Source organism: Kitasatospora sp. NPDC003701, from assembly GCF_053587085.1.
The window spans coordinates 1-16,519 of the sequence record NZ_JBSFNM010000006.1; the positions used below are offsets into that span (position 1 = coordinate 1).

Annotated in this window: 14 protein-coding genes; 4 read left to right on the forward strand and 10 right to left on the reverse strand. The window is 74.8% G+C overall.

Annotated features, from left to right (window positions below; genetic code table 11):
* Positions 1–194: 194 nt before the first annotated feature.
* The 9 genes from ACWDRR_RS07610 to ACWDRR_RS07650 form a co-directional block, all read right to left on the reverse strand.
* Entirely contained in the window at positions 195–809 is a 615-nt protein-coding gene (locus ACWDRR_RS07610) for a hypothetical protein (protein WP_449771246.1), read from the reverse strand.
* 216 nt (positions 810–1,025) lie between these two features.
* A complete protein-coding gene (locus tag ACWDRR_RS07615) occupies positions 1,026–1,985 on the reverse strand; it encodes an ABC transporter substrate-binding protein (RefSeq protein ID WP_449771247.1) in 960 nt (319 codons plus the stop codon).
* A 127-nt stretch (positions 1,986–2,112) separates the two neighbouring features.
* Positions 2,113–2,799: an ABC transporter permease gene (locus ACWDRR_RS07620; protein ID WP_449771248.1), complete on the reverse strand. Its 687-nt coding sequence runs from the start codon at positions 2,797–2,799 to the stop codon at positions 2,113–2,115.
* On the reverse strand, positions 2,796–3,464 hold the full coding sequence (locus tag ACWDRR_RS07625) for an ABC transporter permease (RefSeq protein WP_449771249.1): 669 nt from the start codon (positions 3,462–3,464) through the stop codon (positions 2,796–2,798). Before ACWDRR_RS07625 ends, ACWDRR_RS07620 begins: the two co-directional genes overlap by 4 nt.
* Complete coding sequence (locus ACWDRR_RS07630; protein ID WP_449771250.1) at positions 3,454–4,713, reverse strand: ATP-binding cassette domain-containing protein; 1,260 nt, start codon at positions 4,711–4,713, stop codon at positions 3,454–3,456. Before ACWDRR_RS07630 ends, ACWDRR_RS07625 begins: the two co-directional genes overlap by 11 nt.
* A 380-nt stretch (positions 4,714–5,093) precedes the next feature.
* Positions 5,094–5,480: a rhodanese-like domain-containing protein gene (locus ACWDRR_RS07635; protein WP_449771251.1), complete on the reverse strand. Its 387-nt coding sequence runs from the start codon at positions 5,478–5,480 to the stop codon at positions 5,094–5,096.
* Positions 5,474–6,082 (reverse strand): cysteine dioxygenase, encoded by a 609-nt coding sequence (locus tag ACWDRR_RS07640; protein WP_449771252.1) that lies wholly within the window; start codon positions 6,080–6,082, stop codon positions 5,474–5,476. The genes ACWDRR_RS07635 and ACWDRR_RS07640 overlap by 7 nt, the downstream gene beginning before the upstream one ends.
* A gap of 176 nt (positions 6,083–6,258) precedes the next feature.
* On the reverse strand, positions 6,259–6,336 hold the full coding sequence (locus ACWDRR_RS07645; protein ID WP_101948289.1) for a putative leader peptide: 78 nt from the start codon (positions 6,334–6,336) through the stop codon (positions 6,259–6,261).
* Positions 6,337–6,383: 47 nt separating this feature from the next.
* Positions 6,384–9,668, reverse strand: a complete 3,285-nt coding sequence (locus ACWDRR_RS07650) for a hypothetical protein (protein WP_449771253.1) — start codon at positions 9,666–9,668, stop codon at positions 6,384–6,386.
* A 424-nt stretch (positions 9,669–10,092) separates the two neighbouring features.
* Between ACWDRR_RS07650 and ACWDRR_RS07655 the strand changes: the two genes are divergently transcribed.
* The 4 genes from ACWDRR_RS07655 (at position 10,093) to ACWDRR_RS07670 (ending at position 14,998) form a co-directional block, all read left to right on the forward strand.
* The gene (locus ACWDRR_RS07655) at positions 10,093–10,935 is read left to right on the forward strand and encodes a nitrilase-related carbon-nitrogen hydrolase (protein ID WP_387890248.1); all 843 of its coding nucleotides are present in this window, start codon (positions 10,093–10,095) and stop codon (positions 10,933–10,935) included.
* A 14-nt stretch (positions 10,936–10,949) separates the two neighbouring features.
* Entirely contained in the window at positions 10,950–12,362 is a 1,413-nt protein-coding gene (gene hydA / locus ACWDRR_RS07660) for a dihydropyrimidinase (RefSeq protein ID WP_449771254.1), read from the forward strand.
* Positions 12,363–12,436: 74 nt separating this feature from the next.
* A complete protein-coding gene (locus tag ACWDRR_RS07665; RefSeq protein WP_449771255.1) occupies positions 12,437–13,450 on the forward strand; it encodes a TIGR03842 family LLM class F420-dependent oxidoreductase in 1,014 nt (337 codons plus the stop codon).
* Positions 13,451–13,486: 36 nt separating this feature from the next.
* Positions 13,487–14,998: an NCS1 family nucleobase:cation symporter-1 gene (locus ACWDRR_RS07670; protein ID WP_449771458.1), complete on the forward strand. Its 1,512-nt coding sequence runs from the start codon at positions 13,487–13,489 to the stop codon at positions 14,996–14,998.
* 165 nt (positions 14,999–15,163) lie between these two features.
* On the opposite strand, the gene ACWDRR_RS07675 is transcribed toward ACWDRR_RS07670, so the two are convergent.
* On the reverse strand, positions 15,164–16,402 hold the full coding sequence (locus ACWDRR_RS07675; RefSeq protein WP_449771256.1) for a glycosyltransferase: 1,239 nt from the start codon (positions 16,400–16,402) through the stop codon (positions 15,164–15,166).
* Positions 16,403–16,519 lie beyond the last annotated feature (117 nt).

Below are 16,519 nucleotides of genomic sequence, written 5' to 3' on the forward strand. Positions count from 1 at the left end.
ACGGTGCCGCCCTGGGCGGGCACCCGGCGCGGGCCCGACCGCACCGGTTCGGGCAGGTCGTTGCGCGCGGCCACGGCGGCCCGGTGCTCAGGACACCGGGCTGCTCGGGGCGGCCCTGCCCGGCCCCGGAGCGCGAGGTGAAGGGCGCGGGCGGGGGCGGGCGTCGAGGCCGGGGGCGAGGGTGAGGACCGGCGTCAGGCCGGCGGGCAGAGGGTGGCGCGCAGCGCGTCGAGGATCTTCTCGGCCTTCTCGGCGCCGAAGCCCTGCGGGTGGTCGGGTGCGGTGAAGCGCTGGTTGGCCAGCTCGACCAACTTCGCGCGGTCCTTGGGGAACTGGTACATCGACTGGCACTGGTTGCGGGCGCGGTCGACGGCCTGGTCGGGCTTGCCGCCGACGATCGCCGGGTCGATCGCGTCGAGCGCGGCGACCAGCCTGCCGGTGTCGTCCGAGCCGGGCTTGGCGGGCAGTCCCGCGTCGGCCGGTGGCGCGGGCTTGGACGGCGCCGGGGCACCGGGGGCGTCGGGGGCGCCCGGCGAGGCCGATCCCGGCGCGGGTCCGTCGGGGCTGCCCGTGGCGGGTGCGGTGGGGGTGGCCGGACCGGCCGCCGTGGGGGCCGTGGTCGGCGCGCCGGTGCCGGTGGCGTCGGCGGTGCCGCCGGGGCCGGGGGTGCTCGGCACGGACGCGGTGGCGGCGGCGGGTGTGGTGGGGGAGCCGGCCGCGGTGCCGCTCGAACCCGAGCCGGACGAACAGGCAGCGAGGCTCACCGCGGCGAACGCCGTGAGGGTGGCGGCGAGGAGACGAGTGCGCATTCCGCCACACTGTCATGTTCGCGCCGCTCAAGGGAAGATCCCCTGACGGCGAAGCGGCGGCGGCCCGGGAGGTCCTCCCCTCCCGGGCCGCCGCCGTGGCCGGTCGTGCCGTCGGGCGGTCGCGCCGTCGACCGGGCCGCCGCCGTGGCCGGTCGCGCCGCCGGGCGGTCGTGCCGTAGACCGGGCCGCCGCCGTCGGCCGGTCGTGCCGCCGGGCTCAGCCCAGTCCGTTGGCCTTCAGCCACTCCTTGGCCACGGCGGACGGGTCCTCCTTGTCGACGGCGACCTTCTTCATCAGCGTCGCCAGCCCCGCGGTGTCGAGCTTGGCCGACACCGCGTTCAGCGCGGCGGCGGCGGGGGCGTCGATCGCGCCCTTGTTCACCAGCGGGGTGACGTTCTGCGCGCCGAACAGGTTCTTCGGGTCGGCCAGCGGGACGAGCTTCAGCTGGGCGATCTTCGGGTCGGTGGAGAAGACGTTGCCGACCTGGATCGAGCCGTCCTTGATCGCGTTGGCGGTGGTCTCGCCGGTCGGCTTCCACTCCTTGAAGGTCAGCCCGTAGACGTCCTTGAGCGGCTGCTCCTGGCGGGTCTTGAACTCGGGCGGGCCGCCGATGGTGAACTCGCCGGCCTTGGCGGCGAGGTCGTCGATGGTCTTCAGCTGGTACTTGTCGGCGCTCTCCTGGCTGATGCTCAGGGTGTCCTTGTCCTCGGCGGGCGAGGAGTCCAGGATGGCCAGCGAGGCGGGCAGGGTCTTCGCCAGCGCCGCGTTGACCTCGTCCTTGGTGGGCGCGGTCGCCTTGCCGCCGAGGTAGGCGAGCAGCGCGCCGTTGTACTCGGGCAGCACCGTCAGGCTGCCGTTCTGCAGCTGCCCGTACAGCACCTCGCGGCTGCCGATGTTGAACTTCTCCTCGACCTTGACGCCCTTGGCCTTCAGCGCCTGCGAGTAGATCGAGCCGAGCAGCACGTTCTCGGGGAAGTTGGCCGAGCCGACCACCACGGTCGAGCCGGAGCCGCCGCCGGCCGTCGCGCCGCCGGTCGCGGCCGCCGAGGTCGAGGAGCCGCCGCCCAGCGGGTCGCCGCCGGAGGAGGAGCAGGCGGTGGCACCGAGGGCGAGCGCGGCGATCGTGCCGAGGAGCAGGGCCCGGCGGCCGCTTCGGCGGCGTGCAGATATCGACATGGTGATACGTGTCCTTTCGGAACGGATGAGAATCAGCGGGACGAGCGGGATCAACGCCATGAGCGGGGTCGACGGGATCGGTGGGACGACGGGGCGGCGGGTCGACGGAATCGGCATGGCGTCGCGATCAGCGGGACGAGCGCGACTTGCGCTGGGCGCGCAGGCCGGGCGGGAGCGCGAACCGGGCGAGCAGCGCGAAGAACAGCTGGGCGCCGACCGCGAGCAGCACCACGAGCAGCGCGCCGCCCACCGTCACGGCGAAGTTCCGGGTGGCCAGCCCGTCGATGACGTACCGGCCGAGACCGCCGAGGCCGACGTACGCGGCGACCGTGGCCGTCGCGACGACCTGGACGGTCGCGGTCCGGAACCCGGCCAGCAGGGTCGGCAGCGCGGACGGCAGGCAGACCTGCCACAGCACCTGCGGGTGCGTCAGCCCGACGCCGCGCGCCGCATCCCGGACGTCCGGGTCGGTGCCGCGCACCCCCTCGACGGCGGCGACCAGCAGCGGCGGCGCGGCGAGCGCGACCAGCGGGATCAGCACGGCCGTGTCGCCCACCCCGGCGAGCAGCACCGCGAGCGTCACCAGGCCGAGCGTGGGCAGCGCGCGGGCGGCGCCGGCCAGCGAGGTGACGGCGGTGGCGCCGCGGCCGGTGTAGCCGATCAGCAGGCCGAGCGGCACGGCCAGCAGGGCCGCGTAGAGCAGCGCCTCGCCCGAGAGCAGCAGGTGCTCGGCGATGCGGTGCACGATCGAGTCCGGGCCGCTGCGGCGGTCCGGGGAGGAGAAGAAGTCCCCCAGCCAGGAGAGCCAGTTCACCGGCCGGCCCCCTGCTCCCGGACGGCCCAGGGCGCGAGCAGCCGCCGGGCCCCGATCAGCAGCAGGTCCACGGCCAGCGCCAGCGCGGCGATCAGCACGATGCCGGCCACGATCGGGGTCGGGAAGGTGCGCTGGAAGCCGTCGATGAAGAGGTAGCCGAGTCCGCCGCGCCCGACCAGCGCGCCGACGCTCGCCAGCGAGATGCTGGAGACCGCCGCGACCCGGAGCCCGGCCACCAGGTACGGCACGGAGGCGGGCAGCTCGACGGCCGCCAGCCGGTGCCACGGGCCGTAACCCATCGCGGTCGCCGCCTGGCGGACGGGGTCGGGGACGGCGTGCAGGCCGTCCACGGTGGTCGGCAGCAGCACGGCGACCGCGTAGAAGGTGAGCGGGATCATCACGGTGGCCTGGGTGGCCAGCCCGGTGTAGGGGATGAGCACCACGAAGACCGCCAGGGAGGGCAGCGCGTAGACGACGTTGAAGACGGCGGCCAGCGGCTGGTAGAGCCGGGGGAAGCGGGTGCAGGCCAGGCCGAGCGGGACGGCCAGCAGCAGGCCGATCAGCACCGGGAGCAGGGCGATCACCGCGTGGTCGGCGAGCAGGCCGCCGAGATAGCCGAGGTGGTCGCCGATCCAGTACCACCGGACGATCGGTTCATCGTCCACCGGTGGCTCCGCCGCTCTCGTCCGTCGCGTTCGCCCGGGCCACCCGCACCGGAGCCGGCGCTGCGCCGGCCCCGGTCCGGTCCGCGGCGCCGATCCCGGGCACCGTGACGCCCGCCGCGGACGGGGCCGCGGTCGCTCCGGACACCGTCGCGGGTGCTCCGGACACCGTCGCGGGTGCTCCGGACACCGTCGCGGGTGCTCCGGACACCGTCGCGGGCGCTGCGGAGAGGGCGGTCAGGACGGCCTCGCGGCTCGCGGTGCCGGTGGCCCGGCCGTCGGCGTCCAGGGCGACCGCGACGCCGGCGGGGGAGAGGACGGCGGCGTCCAGCGCGGTCCGCAGCGTGTCGGTCTCCGGGCGGTACCCGGCCGCCGGGTGCAGGGTGGTGGCCGGGGCGTTCCGGTCGATCCAGCCGATCGGGCGGCGCTCGTCGTCCAGGGCCAACTCCCACCCCCCGTAGCGCAGCCCGTCGGCCACCGGGCGGACGGTGACGGCGGTGGCGGGGCGCAGGCCGAGCCCGCGCAGCCCGCGGTCGCGACCGAGGAACGCGGCGACGTCGTCGTCGGCGGGCGCGGTGAGCAGGGTGTGCGGATCGGCCAGCTGGGCGATCCGGCCCTGCTCGCGCAGCACCACGACCTGGTCGCCGAGCCGGACGGCCTCCTCGATGTCGTGCGTGACGAAGAGCACGGTCTTGTGCAGCTCGGACTGCAGCCGCAGCAGCTCCTCCTGGAGCCCGGCCCGCACCACCGGGTCGACGGCGCTGAACGGCTCGTCCATCAGCAGGACCGGCGGGTCGGCGGCCAGCGCCCTGGCCACCCCGACACGCTGCTGCTGACCGCCGGAGAGCTGGAACGGGTACCGCTTTCCGGTCTCGGGCGCCAGCCCGACCAGCTCCAGCAGCTCCGCGGCCCGGGCCCGGGCCCGCTTCCGGTCCCAGCCGAGCAGGTAGGGGACGGTGGCGATGTTGTCGATCACCTTGCGGTGCGGGAAGAGCCCGGCCTGCTGGATCACGTAGCCGATGCCGCGGCGCAGCTTGGCGGGCTCCAGCCGGGCGACGTCCGTCCCGTCCAGGAGCACCCGGCCCGAGGTCGGCTCCACCATCCGGTTGACCATGCGCAGCAGCGTGGTCTTGCCGCAGCCGGACGGGCCGACCAGGACGGTTATCCGGCCGGTGGGCACGTCGAGGTCCAGGCCCCCGACGGCGATGGTGCCGTCGGGGTGGCGCTTGCCTGCGCCGTCGAATCTGATCACGGGGAGTTTCCTCTGTCTCGGCGCCTCCCGGTGGTGGCGCCGACGGTGTCGGTCTGTCGGTCGTGGCGGTTTGTCGACAAGTGACGGCCCGTGAAGGGACCGCGTCTGTCGGACCAACTGCCCGGGCGTTCTTCCGCCCGCGTGGCTGCCCAGCATCGGACCGGCGGAAACTCCGATCAGACTATGACCTGAATCATCTCCTGTCCCTGATTTACCGTCCGCCCGGGCGGCCCGGCCCGGGGTCACCGGGCAGGGCTCCGGGGTCACCGGCCGGGGTCATCGGGCCGGTCTCCTCGGCGAGGGTCGGGGTCGGGGGTCGGGGTCGGGGTCGGGGGTCGGGGTCGGGGGTGGGGCCGGGGCGCGTGGTGCCGGTCGGCCGCTCAGCCGCCCTGACGCGTCGGCAGCCCGGCAGCGGCCCAGCCGACGAAACCGCCGTCCAGGTCCGTCGCCCGGTGCAGCCCCAGCTCGCGCAGCGAGGCGGCCGCCAGACTGGAGGCGTAGCCCTCCGAGCAGACCACGATCACCTCCACGTCGTAACCGGTGGCCGCGGGGATCCGGTGGCTGCCCGTCGGATCGAGCCGCCACTCCAGCACGTTGCGCTCGATGATCAGCGAGCCGGGGATCTCCCCCTCGGCCGCCCGCTGCGCCGCCGGCCGGATGTCCACCAGCAGCGCGCCGTCCAGCTGCGCCTGGTAGGCCTCCCGGGCGCGGGGCCGGTGGACCCCGTCGCGGGCGCGCTCCACCAGGTCGTCGATCGTGGTCACCATTGCTCCGGTCCTTCCTGCGAGGTGCGGACCAGTCCGCCGGCCCGCAGTTCGTAGTGCGCCATCGAGCTCAACGGCGGCGAGTAGGCGTGCAGCGTGACCGCGGGGCCGGCGGCCGTGTTGCGGACGTCGTGCACGTATTCCGGGCCGAAGGCCCGGGCGGTGCCGGCCGTGATCCGGCGGATCAGCAGGCCCTGCTCGGGCCCGCCGAGCGAGAGCTCCTCCAGCTCGCCGAGCGCGACGGCGAACGCGCCGCGCGAGCCGCCGTGGTCGTGGAACCCGGTGGACTGGCCGGGCAGCCAGCTGATCAGCCAGACCTCGTGGTCCTCGTCGGCCACCAGCCGCCGGTACCAGCGCTCCTCGGTGGAGAGCCGGACGTGGTGGATCCACTGGTCGGGCTGTTCGGCGAGGTCGCGCACGATCGCCCGCAGGGACTTCGGGGTGAGCGGGGCGCGGGATTCCGTGACGGCGGTCGGGGTCGTGGCGGTCGGGGTCGCGGCGGTCGGGGTCGCGGCGGCGGAGGGGCCGGCGGGGGAGGTGCCGGGCGCGACGGCTTCGGTGCCGGACGGGCCGGCCGAAGTGCCGGGGGCGAGGTCCAGGCTCATGTGGGCGTCCTCGGGGAAGGCGGAGCGAGCGGAGGGGACGGCCGGGCCCGGCAACGGGAACAGGCGTGCCGGGCGGCACGGGTGCGCCGGGCTGGGCGCGTCAGGAAGACGGGTACGGGTGCGCGGCGCGGGCCCTGGCGGACGTCACAGGGCGGGACCGGCGGGGAGAGTCAAGGTCAACAGGCACAGATGGAACTCGCCTGGCGTCGCAGATCGACGTGCAGGCGGCAAACCAGAGTGGTGCCGGAGTCCATGCGCCGGATCTTTCCCGACGCGACGGGCGCGAGTCAAGCGAGCCCGTTCACTCGTGCGTGGCGCGCCGGGGCGGGGGAGGCGCCGCGGCCGGGCGCGCTGCGGCGCTGGTCGGGGGCGTCGGGGCGGTCGGCGCGGGGGCCGGAACGGGCGCCGGAACGGCGGGAGGCGCGGGCGCCGGAACGGTGGCGGGCCCGGGTTCGGCCAGCGCTGCCTTGATCACGGGGGCCGCCTGCTCACCCAGGTGGCGGCCGAGGGTCTGGTAGGCGTCGAACTGCCGGTGGTCGAACCACTGGTCGCTGGTGCTGTCGTTCGGGAACGCCGCGTTGGCCGTCGCGTAGGCGTGCAGCTCGTACGGCATGCCGGGGGTGAGGACGGCCTGGACGACGATCAGCGTGCCGTGCCGGCGCCACTCGTCCTCGTGGCCGTCGCCGTCGCCGCGGCCGTGCCCGTGGGCGGCGCGGCTGCCGTGGCCGTCGGGGCGGCTTTCGGGTCGGGCGTGGGCGTCGCCGCCGGGGACGTCGAACGGGTCCGGGTAGCGGATGTCCCCGGTGATCACCGCCCGGGCCGAGAGCCGGTCCGCAAGTCGGGCCGCCAGACCGCGCAGCGGCCGGTCGGTGCTGCCGGGGATCAGCAGGTCCGGTTCGTGCAGGGTGATGACGATGCCGAGCTCCTCGCGGGCGAGGGTGATCGCCGCCGCCAGGCTCGCGGCGGCGGGGGCGTCCCCGCTGGCGTCGATGCAGACCGCCGTCCGCACGCGGTGCCGGAGCAGCTCGACCAGTCCGAGGTTCTCGTAGTGCCCGCCGTCGGTGGTCAGCAGGAAGCGGTCGTCCATCGGGTAGCGCCCGCACAGTTCGCGCAGCTGGTAGGGGAGGCGCCGGACGGCGGGCTGCGGGGGGAGCCGCCAGTCCCGGTCCGGTGCCCAGAGCGGTCCGAGCGCGGCCGGGTTGGGCAGCCAGGTGCCCAGCCGGGCGTTGGTGACGGCGAACAGGCCCTGGTAGGCGCGGGACTGACGGCCCATCGCCGACGAGAACGCGGCGCCCGAGACGGCCATCGCGGACTGCACGGTGAGGTCCCTGGCGATGTGCCGCCGGGTGCGCCGCTCCAGCAGGTCGGTGCGGGCGTAGCCGACGTCCGGCCCGCCGACGTAGTCGTGCGAGAAGGTGAACGAGACCGCCCGGCGCCCGGGTGGCGTGCGGGAGCTGCCGGACAGGTTGGCGGCCGCCGAGAAGACCAGCTGCGGCACGTCGGGGTGCCGGGCGCCGTAGTGGCTGAGCCAGGTCTGCTCGCGGTAGAAGCGGTACGGCCGGGCCAGTACCTCGCCGTCCTCGGTGGCGCGGCGGACGGCGAAGGCGGAGGCCAGCCGGCGGCGGTAGAACGGGTGCAGGCTCATCCAGGTCTGGTCGAGGTTGAGCCCGACCGTGCCGAGGACGAGCGGCAGCAGCACCTGGGCGGAAACGGGCCAGGCGTGGCCGGTGGCGACCGCCCAGCCGAGTGCGAGCAGCGCGCCCGCCGACAGCGCGGCGAGCGCCGCCCACACCACCAGGTACTGGACGAGCCGGTCGGCCACCCCGCCGCCGAGCCGCCGGGTGCCGCGCAGCAGGCCGCCGAGTGCCGCCGCGCCCTGCTCGACGACCCGGCGCCCGCGCCAGAGTATGCCGAGCAGCAGGGAGAGGTAGCTGAGCAGGACGGTCAGGCTGAGGCCGGCGCCGGTCTGCCGGGCGCCTACGGCGAGCGACTGCTGCAGCCAGACCGCGCCCCAGGCCAGCCCGGGCACCAGCAGCACCCCGGCGGCCACCAGCGCGGCCAGCGCGAGGGCGGCGTGCGAGAGCCGCCGCAGCGTGCGGGGCACCGGGGCGCCCCAGCCGAGCAGGGAGAAGGCCAGCAGCCAGAGCAGCCAGCAGAGCGCGGCGGCCCCGAGCAGCCCGACCAGCGCCAGGACGGCGGGCTCCCGGACGGCGAGGGCGTCGAGCCGGTGGCCCCCGCCGGTGCGCAGGCCGACGCCGGCCAGCGCGTCCAGGTCGGTCAGCGGGACGAGGTGGTAGAAGCGGCTGAGCCCGAGGCCGACCACCAGGACGGTGGCGAGCAGCAGGGTCAGGGCCGCGACCAGGCCGCGCAGCAGCGTCCCGAGGGCGACCAGCCACTGGCCGGCCCCGTCGGCGAGGTACTTGGCGTGCCGGCGGAGGTGGTCCTCCTCCGGCGATCCGGGCTCCAGGACGTTGTCCGCCGTCAGGCCGGAGACGGCGTGTACCGGGCCGCCGGGCGCGGAGTCGCTGAGCGCCAGCTGCAGTGCCCCCGCGGTGTAGCCGCCGCCGGAGACGGAGACCAGGTAGCGGGCCTGTTTGAGCCAGGGCCGCAGTGCCTGCAACGCGCCGAGGGTGACGCAGGCGGAGCGGATGCCGCCGCCGGAGACGCAGAAGCCGAGCCGGGCGGGCTCCCGGCCGGGCGGCACCCGGGCGCCGTTGCGCCAGCGGGCGTGGCGGTCGAGCGGCCCGTGCGGGCGGTGGCCGGGCGGCCAGCGCCCGCCGTGGGCGGTGGCCACCGGCCACGGCGGGATCAGCGCGGGGCCGGCGGCGTCCGCCCCGGCTCCGGCTGCGGCTCCGGCTTCGGCGGCTGCGGCGGCTTCGGGGCCCGGCGCGGGCCTGGGCCGCAGGATGCCGCGGACCGCGCGGTGCAGGGTGATCGCGAGGACGGTCAGGGCGATCGCCCCGGCCGGCAGCAGGAGCAGCCACTTGACGGTGGCGAGCGCGGCCGCGGCGGCGAACGGCGCGTCGGAGCCGGCGCCGGATCCCGAGCCGGCCGGATCGCCGGCCGGCCCCGCGCCGAGCCCGTCCAGCCCGGCGCCGAGCAGGACGTTCTCCACCACGTCCAGGGCGCCCGCGAGCAGGCCCGCGGCCCCGGCGGCGAGCGCGGCCAGCCGCCAGTGCGGCCGGGTGAGCACGTACCAGCCGAGCAGCCCGGCCGCCACGAGGGTCAGGGTGGCGCCGCCGAGCAGCCAGGGCTCGGCCCGCAGCGCCGCGCGGTGGTCGCCGGCCCGCCCGGCGACGACGGCCTCGGCGGCGGCCGCGGAACCGGCCAGTTGCAGCCGCACGCTGTGCACCGCCGGCGCCCACCGGGCGAAGAGCACGCTCCCCAGCGCGAGCGGTACCGGCACGGCCAGGGCGATCAGCAGGCCGGCCCACGGCGGTACCGGGCCCGGCGGGGTGCCGGTGAGCGCGCCGCGCGGCCCGGGGGCGTCGGAGTCGGTGCGCGGCCCGGGGGCGTCGGAGCTGTTGCGCGGCCCGGGGGCGTCGGAGTCGCCGCGCTGCCCGGACGGATCGGATGCAGCCGTCACGTCGACCTCCCCCGTGGACCTCGCCCCGGATCGCCGTCCGGAACCGACCGTCAGGACCTCACCGTCCGGAACGCCCCGGTGACGGACCGGAGCGGCACCATGGGCGTCTTACCCCGACACGCGGCACCTCGCACCCGGATTCACCCGAATGAGTAAGGAGTGAGCCAGTGGGGTAGATGAGTGTTTCATCCCGTTCGGAAGCCCCCGCGTGTCCGCGTAACAGGATCGCCCCAGGCGCGTTACGTCCGACGTATTGTCAGGCCACCGAGGCCGGGCCTACGGTCTACGGACCACGTTCTACGCACGTAGATGTGTGCGCCGCCGCATGTCGACACGTGCGGAAACCAGAGGCGGATCCGCCCCGTCAACCCTCAGACCGCAGGCCCGACCCCCCCGGCCGGGCCACGGAGTTGCGGAGGTACCCATGTCGCAGATCGTCCGTGCCGCCCTCGTGCAGACCCGGTGGACCGGTGATCAGGAGACGATGATCGCCCTCCATGAGCGCTACGCCCGCGAGGCCGCCGCCCGGGGTGCGAAGATCATCGGCTTCCAGGAGGTCTTCAACGCCCCGTACTTCTGTCAGGTCCAGGACCCGGAGCACTACCGCTGGGCCGAGGCCGTCCCGGACGGTCCCACCGTCCGCCGGATGCAGGACCTCGCCCGCGAACTCGGCCTGGTCGTCGTCGTCCCCGTCTACGAGGAGGAGCAGCCCGGCGTCTACTACAACACCGCCGCCGTGATCGACGCCGACGGCAGCTACCTCGGCAAGTACCGCAAGCACCACATCCCCCAGGTCAAGGGCTTCTGGGAGAAGTACTACTTCAAGCCCGGCAACCTCGGCTGGCCCGTCTTCGACACCGCCGTCGGCAAGGTCGGCGTCTACATCTGCTACGACCGCCACTTCCCCGAGGGCTGGCGCGCCCTCGGCCTGGCCGGCGCCCAGATCGTCTACAACCCCTCCGCCACCAGCCGCGGCCTCTCCGCCTACCTGTGGCAGCTCGAACAGCCCGCCGCCGCCGTCGCCAACGAGTACTTCGTCGCCGCCATCAACCGCGTCGGCACCGAGGAGTACGGCGACAACGACTTCTACGGCACCTCCTACTTCGTCGACCCGCGCGGCCAGTTCGTCGGCGACCCCGCCTCCGACAAGGAGGAGGAGCTCGTCGTCCGCGACCTCGACCTCGGCCTCATCGAAGAGGTCCGCCAGCAGTGGGCGTTCTACCGGGACCGCCGGCCCGAGGCCTACGGCCCGCTCACCGAGGCGTGAGGGGGGCGAGCACCGTGACCCGTACCGTCATCCGCGGCGGCCTCGTCATCACCGCCACCGACGAGATCCACGCCGACGTCCTGATCGAGGGCGAGCGCATCGCCGCCCTCGCCGCCACCGACAGCGACGCCGCCCGCGCCTGGACCGCCGACACCGTCATCGACGCCACCGGCCACTACGTCGTCCCCGGCGGCGTCGACGCCCACACCCACATGGAACTGCCCTTCGGCGGCACCGCCGCCTCCGACACCTTCGAGACCGGCACCCGCGCCGCCGCCTGGGGCGGCACCACCACCATCGTCGACTTCGCCGTCCAACCCGTCGGCGGCTCCCTGCGCGAAGGCCTCGACACCTGGCACGCCAAGGCCGACGGCAACTGCGCCGTCGACTACGCCTTCCACACCATCGTCTCCGACGTCAACGACGCGGTCCTCAAGGAGATGGACGCCCTCGTCGACTCCGGCGAATCCACCTCCTTCAAACTCTTCATGGCCTACCCCGGCGTCTTCTACAGCGACGACGGCCGCATCCTGCGCGCCATGCAACGCGGCGCCGCCAACGGCGGGCTGGTCATGATGCACGCCGAGAACGGCATCGCCATCGACGTCCTCGTCGAACAGGCCCTCGCCGCCGGCCGGACCGACCCCCGCTACCACGGCGAGGTCCGCCGCGAACTCCTGGAGGCCGAGGCCACCCACCGCGCCATCAAGCTCGCCCAGGTCGCCGGCAGCCCGCTCTACGTCGTCCACGTCTCCGCCGCCGCCGCCCTCGACGAACTCGTCCGGGCCCGCGACGCCGGCCTCAACGTCTTCGGCGAGACCTGCCCCCAGTACCTCTTCCTCTCCACCGACAACCTCGCCGAGACCGGGGCCGACGGCTTCGAGGGCGCCAAGTACGTCTGCAGCACGCCGCTGCGCCCCCGTGAACACCAGGAGGCGCTCTGGCGCGGGCTGCGCACCAACGACCTCCAGGTGGTCTCCACCGACCACTGCCCGTTCTGCTTCGCCGGCCAGAAGGAGCTCGGCCGCGGCGACTTCTCCAAGATCCCCAACGGTCTGCCCGGCGTGGAGAACCGGATGGACCTCCTCCACCAGGCCGTCCTCGACGGGCACTTGACCCGCCGCCGGTGGATCGAGATCGCCTGCACCACCCCCGCCCGGATGTTCGGCCTGCACCCGCGCAAGGGCACCATCGCCCCCGGCGCCGACGCCGACGTGGTCGTCTACGACCCCACCGCCGAGCAGACCGTCTCCGCCGCCACCCACCACATGAACGTCGACTACTCGGCGTACGAGGGGCGCCGGCTCACCGGCCGCGCCCGCACGGTGCTCTCCCGCGGCACCGTGATCCTCGACGAGGGCACCTGGCTGGGCCGCGCCGGCCACGGCGCCTTCCTGCGCCGCGACACCTGCCAGTACCTCACCTGACCGACCCCGCACCGCCGTTGCCCGGGGCCGGTCCGTCGGCCCCGGGCGGCCCCACCCTTCCCTGGAGCTCCCCGATGGACATCGGCCTCGTCCTGCAGACCGACCCGCCCGCCCGCCTGCTCATCGACCGCATGGTCCGCGCTGAACAGGCCGGCTTCAGCCACGGCTGGACCTTCGACTCCTGCGTCCTGTGGCAGGAACCCTTCGTCATCTACAGCCGGATCCTCGCCGAGACCACGACGCTCACCGTCGGCCCGATGGTCACCAACCCCTCCACCCGCACCTGGGAGGTCACCGCCTCCCTCTTCGCCACCCTCAACGACATGTACGGCAACCGCACGGTCTGCGGCATCGGCCGCGGCGACTCCGCGATGCGGGTCGCCGGCCGCCACCCCGCGACCCTGGCCCGGCTCTCCGAAGCCATGCACGCCATCAAGGAGTTGGCCGAGGGCCGCACCGTCGAGGTCGACGGCACCGAGATGCACCTGCCCTGGGTCCGCGAGGGCGCCGCACTGCCGATCTGGATGGGCGCCTACGGCCCCAAGGCGCTCGCCCTCACCGGCCGCCAGGCCGACGGGTTCATCCTCCAACTCGCCGACCCCTACCTCACCGAGTACATGATCAAGGCCGTCCGCAGCGCCGCCGCCGACGCCGGCCGCGACCCCGACGCCCTCACCATCTGCGTCGCCGCCCCCGCCTACGTCACGGCCGACGACTCCCCGGCCGCCCTCGCGCACGCCCGCGAACAGTGCCGCTGGTTCGGCGGCATGGTCGGCAACCACGTCGCCGACCTCGTCACCCACTACGGCGAGCACTCCGCCGTCGTCCCCGAGGCCCTCACCGAGTACATCAAGGGCCGCCAGGGCTACGACTACAGCCACCACGGCCGGGCGGGGAACCCCGACACCGCGTTCGTCCCCGACGAGATCGTCGACCGCTTCTGCCTCATCGGCCCGCCCGCCGCGCACCGGGAGCGGCTCGAACACCTCCGCGCCCTGGGCGTCGACCAGTTCGCCGTCTACGCCATGCACGACGCCGTCGAAGCCACCATCGACGCCTACGGCACCGACGTCATCCCCCGACTCTGAGAGGAGACCGTCCCGGTGAACGGTGAACCGCCGCCCATAGCCGCCCCCGCGCCCGCCGCCGGACAGTACGAGCACGGGGACGGCCGGGTCGAACTCGACCCCGCCGCCCCCGTGCCGGCCCCCAACGGCTTCACCAACGACGACCTGCGGCCCGTCCCCGTCGCCCGCCGCACCTGGACCACCTACAACTTCCTCGCCCTGTGGGTCGGCATGGCCCACAACATCCCCTCCTGGACGCTCGCCTCCGGCCTCGTCGCCCTCGGCATGGACTGGAAGCAGGCCGTCCTCACCATCGCCCTGGCCAACCTCGTGGTGCTCGTCCCGATGCTGCTCACCGGCCACGCCGGCACCAAGTACGGCATCCCGTTCCCGGTCTTCGCCCGCGCCTCCTTCGGCCTGCGCGGGGCCAACCTGCCCGCGCTCGTGCGGGCCGCCGTCGCCTGTGCCTGGTTCGGCATCCAGACCTGGATCGGCGGCGAGGGCATCTTCCTGCTCGCCGGCAAGCTGCTGGGCGAATCCTGGCGCACCGCGGCCGAGTTCGGCGGCCACCCGTGGACGCAGTGGCTCTCCTTCCTGCTGTTCTGGCTGGTCGAGATGGCCGTGATCGCCCGCGGCATGGAGACCCTGCGCCGGTTCGAGAACTGGGCCGCCCCCTTCGTCATCGTCGGGGCGCTGGCCCTGCTGGCCTGGATCACGGTGAAGGCGGGCGGGTTCGGGCCGCTGCTCGACCAGCCCTCCCGGCTCGGCTGGGACGGCGACTTCTGGAAGGTCTTCTTCCCGGCCCTGATGGGCATGATCGGTTTCTGGTCGACCCTGTCGCTGAACATCCCCGACTTCACCCGCTTCGGCGGCAGCCAGCGCGCCCAGATCCGCGGCCAGGCGCTGGGCCTGCCCACCACCATGACCCTCTTCGCGCTGCTCTCGGTGCTGGTGACCTCCGGCTCCCAGGCCGTCTACGGCGAACCGATCTGGGATCCGATCGCGCTCGCCGCGAAGATGGAGAGCCCGGTGGGCCTCCTGTTCGCCCTGCTGACCGTCCTGGTCGCCACGCTCTCCGTCAACATCGCGGCGAACGTCGTCTCGCCCGCGTACGACCTCGCCAACCTGCTGCCCCGGTTCGTCACCTTCCGCACCGGGGCGCTGATCACGGGCGTGGTCGGGATCGCGGTCCTCCCCTGGAAGCTGATCTCCGACCCGCACGTCTACATCTTCACCTGGCTCGGTGTGGTCGGCGGCCTGCTCGGCACGGTGGCCGGTGTCCTGATCGCCGACTACTGGCTGCTGCGGCGCACCCGGCTCCTGCTGGCCGAGCTCTACCGCCCGAACGGCGCCTACTGGTACACCGCCGGCTGGAACTGGCGTGCCGTCACCGCGCTGCTCCTCGGCGGCCTGCTCGCCGTCGGCGGCTCCTACGGCGGCCCGTTCCCGGCCGACGGCCTGGTGCCCTTCCTCAAGCCGCTCGCCGACTACGGCTGGGCGGTCGGCTTCACCGCCTCGTTCGTCCTCTACGCGGCGCTGAGCCGGGGGACGGGCCGGCGGCGCCGCTGAACCGGGCCGCGGGCCGGTTCGGGGCGGTTCGGGGTGATTCGGGTCGGTTCGGGGCGGGCTTCGAGCCGGTTGGGGCCGGTTCGGCTGCTGGCCGGTTCGGTTGCGGGCTTCGGGCCGGTTGGCGCTTCGGCCCGGGACCGGTGCGCGGGGACGCTCCGACGGATGTCAGGAGGCGAGGCGGTCGATGGTGGCCAGCACCTTGGTGCTGCCGTCCTCCGCGGCCAGCGTGGCGGCGAGGGCCCGCGCGCGCTCGCGGTGGTGCGGGTTGTCGAGCGCGAGTCGGACGGTCGCGGCGAGTCGGGCGGCGGTGAGCGCGGGCAGCGGCACCGGGCCGGGGGAGGTGCCGAGCCGGGTGAGGCGGGCGGACCAGAACGGCGCGTCGAGTTGGGCGGGCACGGGGACGGCGGGCGTGCCGGCCCGGAGGGTGGCGGCGGTGGTGCCGGCGCCGGCGTGGTGGACGACGGCGGCCATCCGGGGGAACAGCCAGTCGTGCGGGGTGTCGTCGATGGTCAGGACGTCGTCGGAGTCGGCCGCACCGAGGCCGCTCCAGCCGGCCTGGAGCACGGCCCGCACCCTGGCCGCGCGCAGGGCGGCGAGCACGGTGGCACTGAGCGCCTCCGGGTCGGGGACGACCAGGCTGCCGAAGCCGACGAAGACCGGCGGCGGGCCGGCGGCGAGGAAGTCGACCAGGCGCTCCGGGGGTTGCCACCCGGGCTCGGGGTACGGCCACCAGTAGCCGGCGACGTCCAGACCGGGGCGCCAGTCGGCGGGGCGCGGGACCACGGCGGGGGAGAAGCCGTGCAGCACGGGGTGGGCGCGCCGGGTCCGGGCGATGCTGCGCGGCGGCAGACCGAGCCGGTGGCGCAACTGGCGGACGGCGGGGCCGAAGAGGCGGTCGGTGGCGGCCTCCACGGCGTGGCCGGCGAGCAGGTTCCCGGTCCGGCCCAGCGACCGGGTGCCGGTCACGGAGGGCGCGAACTCCCGGGTGGGGGAGATCGGTTGGAGATAGAGGCCGATGCTGGGGATGCCGGCGGCCTCGGCGGCGACCTGGCCGAGCGGGGTGGTGGCGCTGGTGGTGAGCAGGAGATCGGCGCCCAAGGCGGTGGCCTCGACGATGCCGTCGCCGAGGGCGGGCATGAAGGAGCGGCCCAGGCGCAGGAGCTGGATGACGGACAGCGGCCCGGAGCCGGTCCGCAGCAGGCGCTGGCCGCGGTCGGAGGCGAGCTCGGCGCGCGGGTCGACGGGGAGCGGGCGGAACTCCAAGCCGGCGGCGCACACCAGGTCGGCGAAGGTGCCGTGGGTGGCGACGGCCACGTGGTGGCCGGCCGCGCGGAGTCGGGCGCCGAGGCCGGTGAAGGGGGCCACATCGCCCCGGGAGCCGGCGGTGGCGATCAGGATGCGCATGGCCGCAGTATCACGGCGCGGGTGGCCGGGCCGCTGGGTGCCACGCCCGGCGCATCGCAACCGCGGGGGCGCACGGAGGCGTCCTCGCCAGTGGAGTGGCCAGGTGGGGCCGCCGTG

Coding starts and splice junctions, on each gene's coding strand:
- ACWDRR_RS07675 (WP_449771256.1), bottom strand. CDS start 16,402: ATGCGCATCCTGATCGCCACCGCCGGCTCCCGGGGCGATGTGGCCCCC.
- ACWDRR_RS07645 (WP_101948289.1), bottom strand. CDS start 6,336: ATGGACTCCGGCACCACTCTGGTTTGCCGCCTGCACGTCGATCTGCGA.
- ACWDRR_RS07640 (WP_449771252.1), bottom strand. CDS start 6,082: ATGAGCCTGGACCTCGCCCCCGGCACTTCGGCCGGCCCGTCCGGCACC.
- ACWDRR_RS07665 (WP_449771255.1), top strand. CDS start 12,437: ATGGACATCGGCCTCGTCCTGCAGACCGACCCGCCCGCCCGCCTGCTC.
- ACWDRR_RS07610 (WP_449771246.1), bottom strand. CDS start 809: ATGCGCACTCGTCTCCTCGCCGCCACCCTCACGGCGTTCGCCGCGGTG.
- ACWDRR_RS07615 (WP_449771247.1), bottom strand. CDS start 1,985: ATGTCGATATCTGCACGCCGCCGAAGCGGCCGCCGGGCCCTGCTCCTC.
- ACWDRR_RS07655 (WP_387890248.1), top strand. CDS start 10,093: ATGTCGCAGATCGTCCGTGCCGCCCTCGTGCAGACCCGGTGGACCGGT.
- ACWDRR_RS07635 (WP_449771251.1), bottom strand. CDS start 5,480: ATGGTGACCACGATCGACGACCTGGTGGAGCGCGCCCGCGACGGGGTC.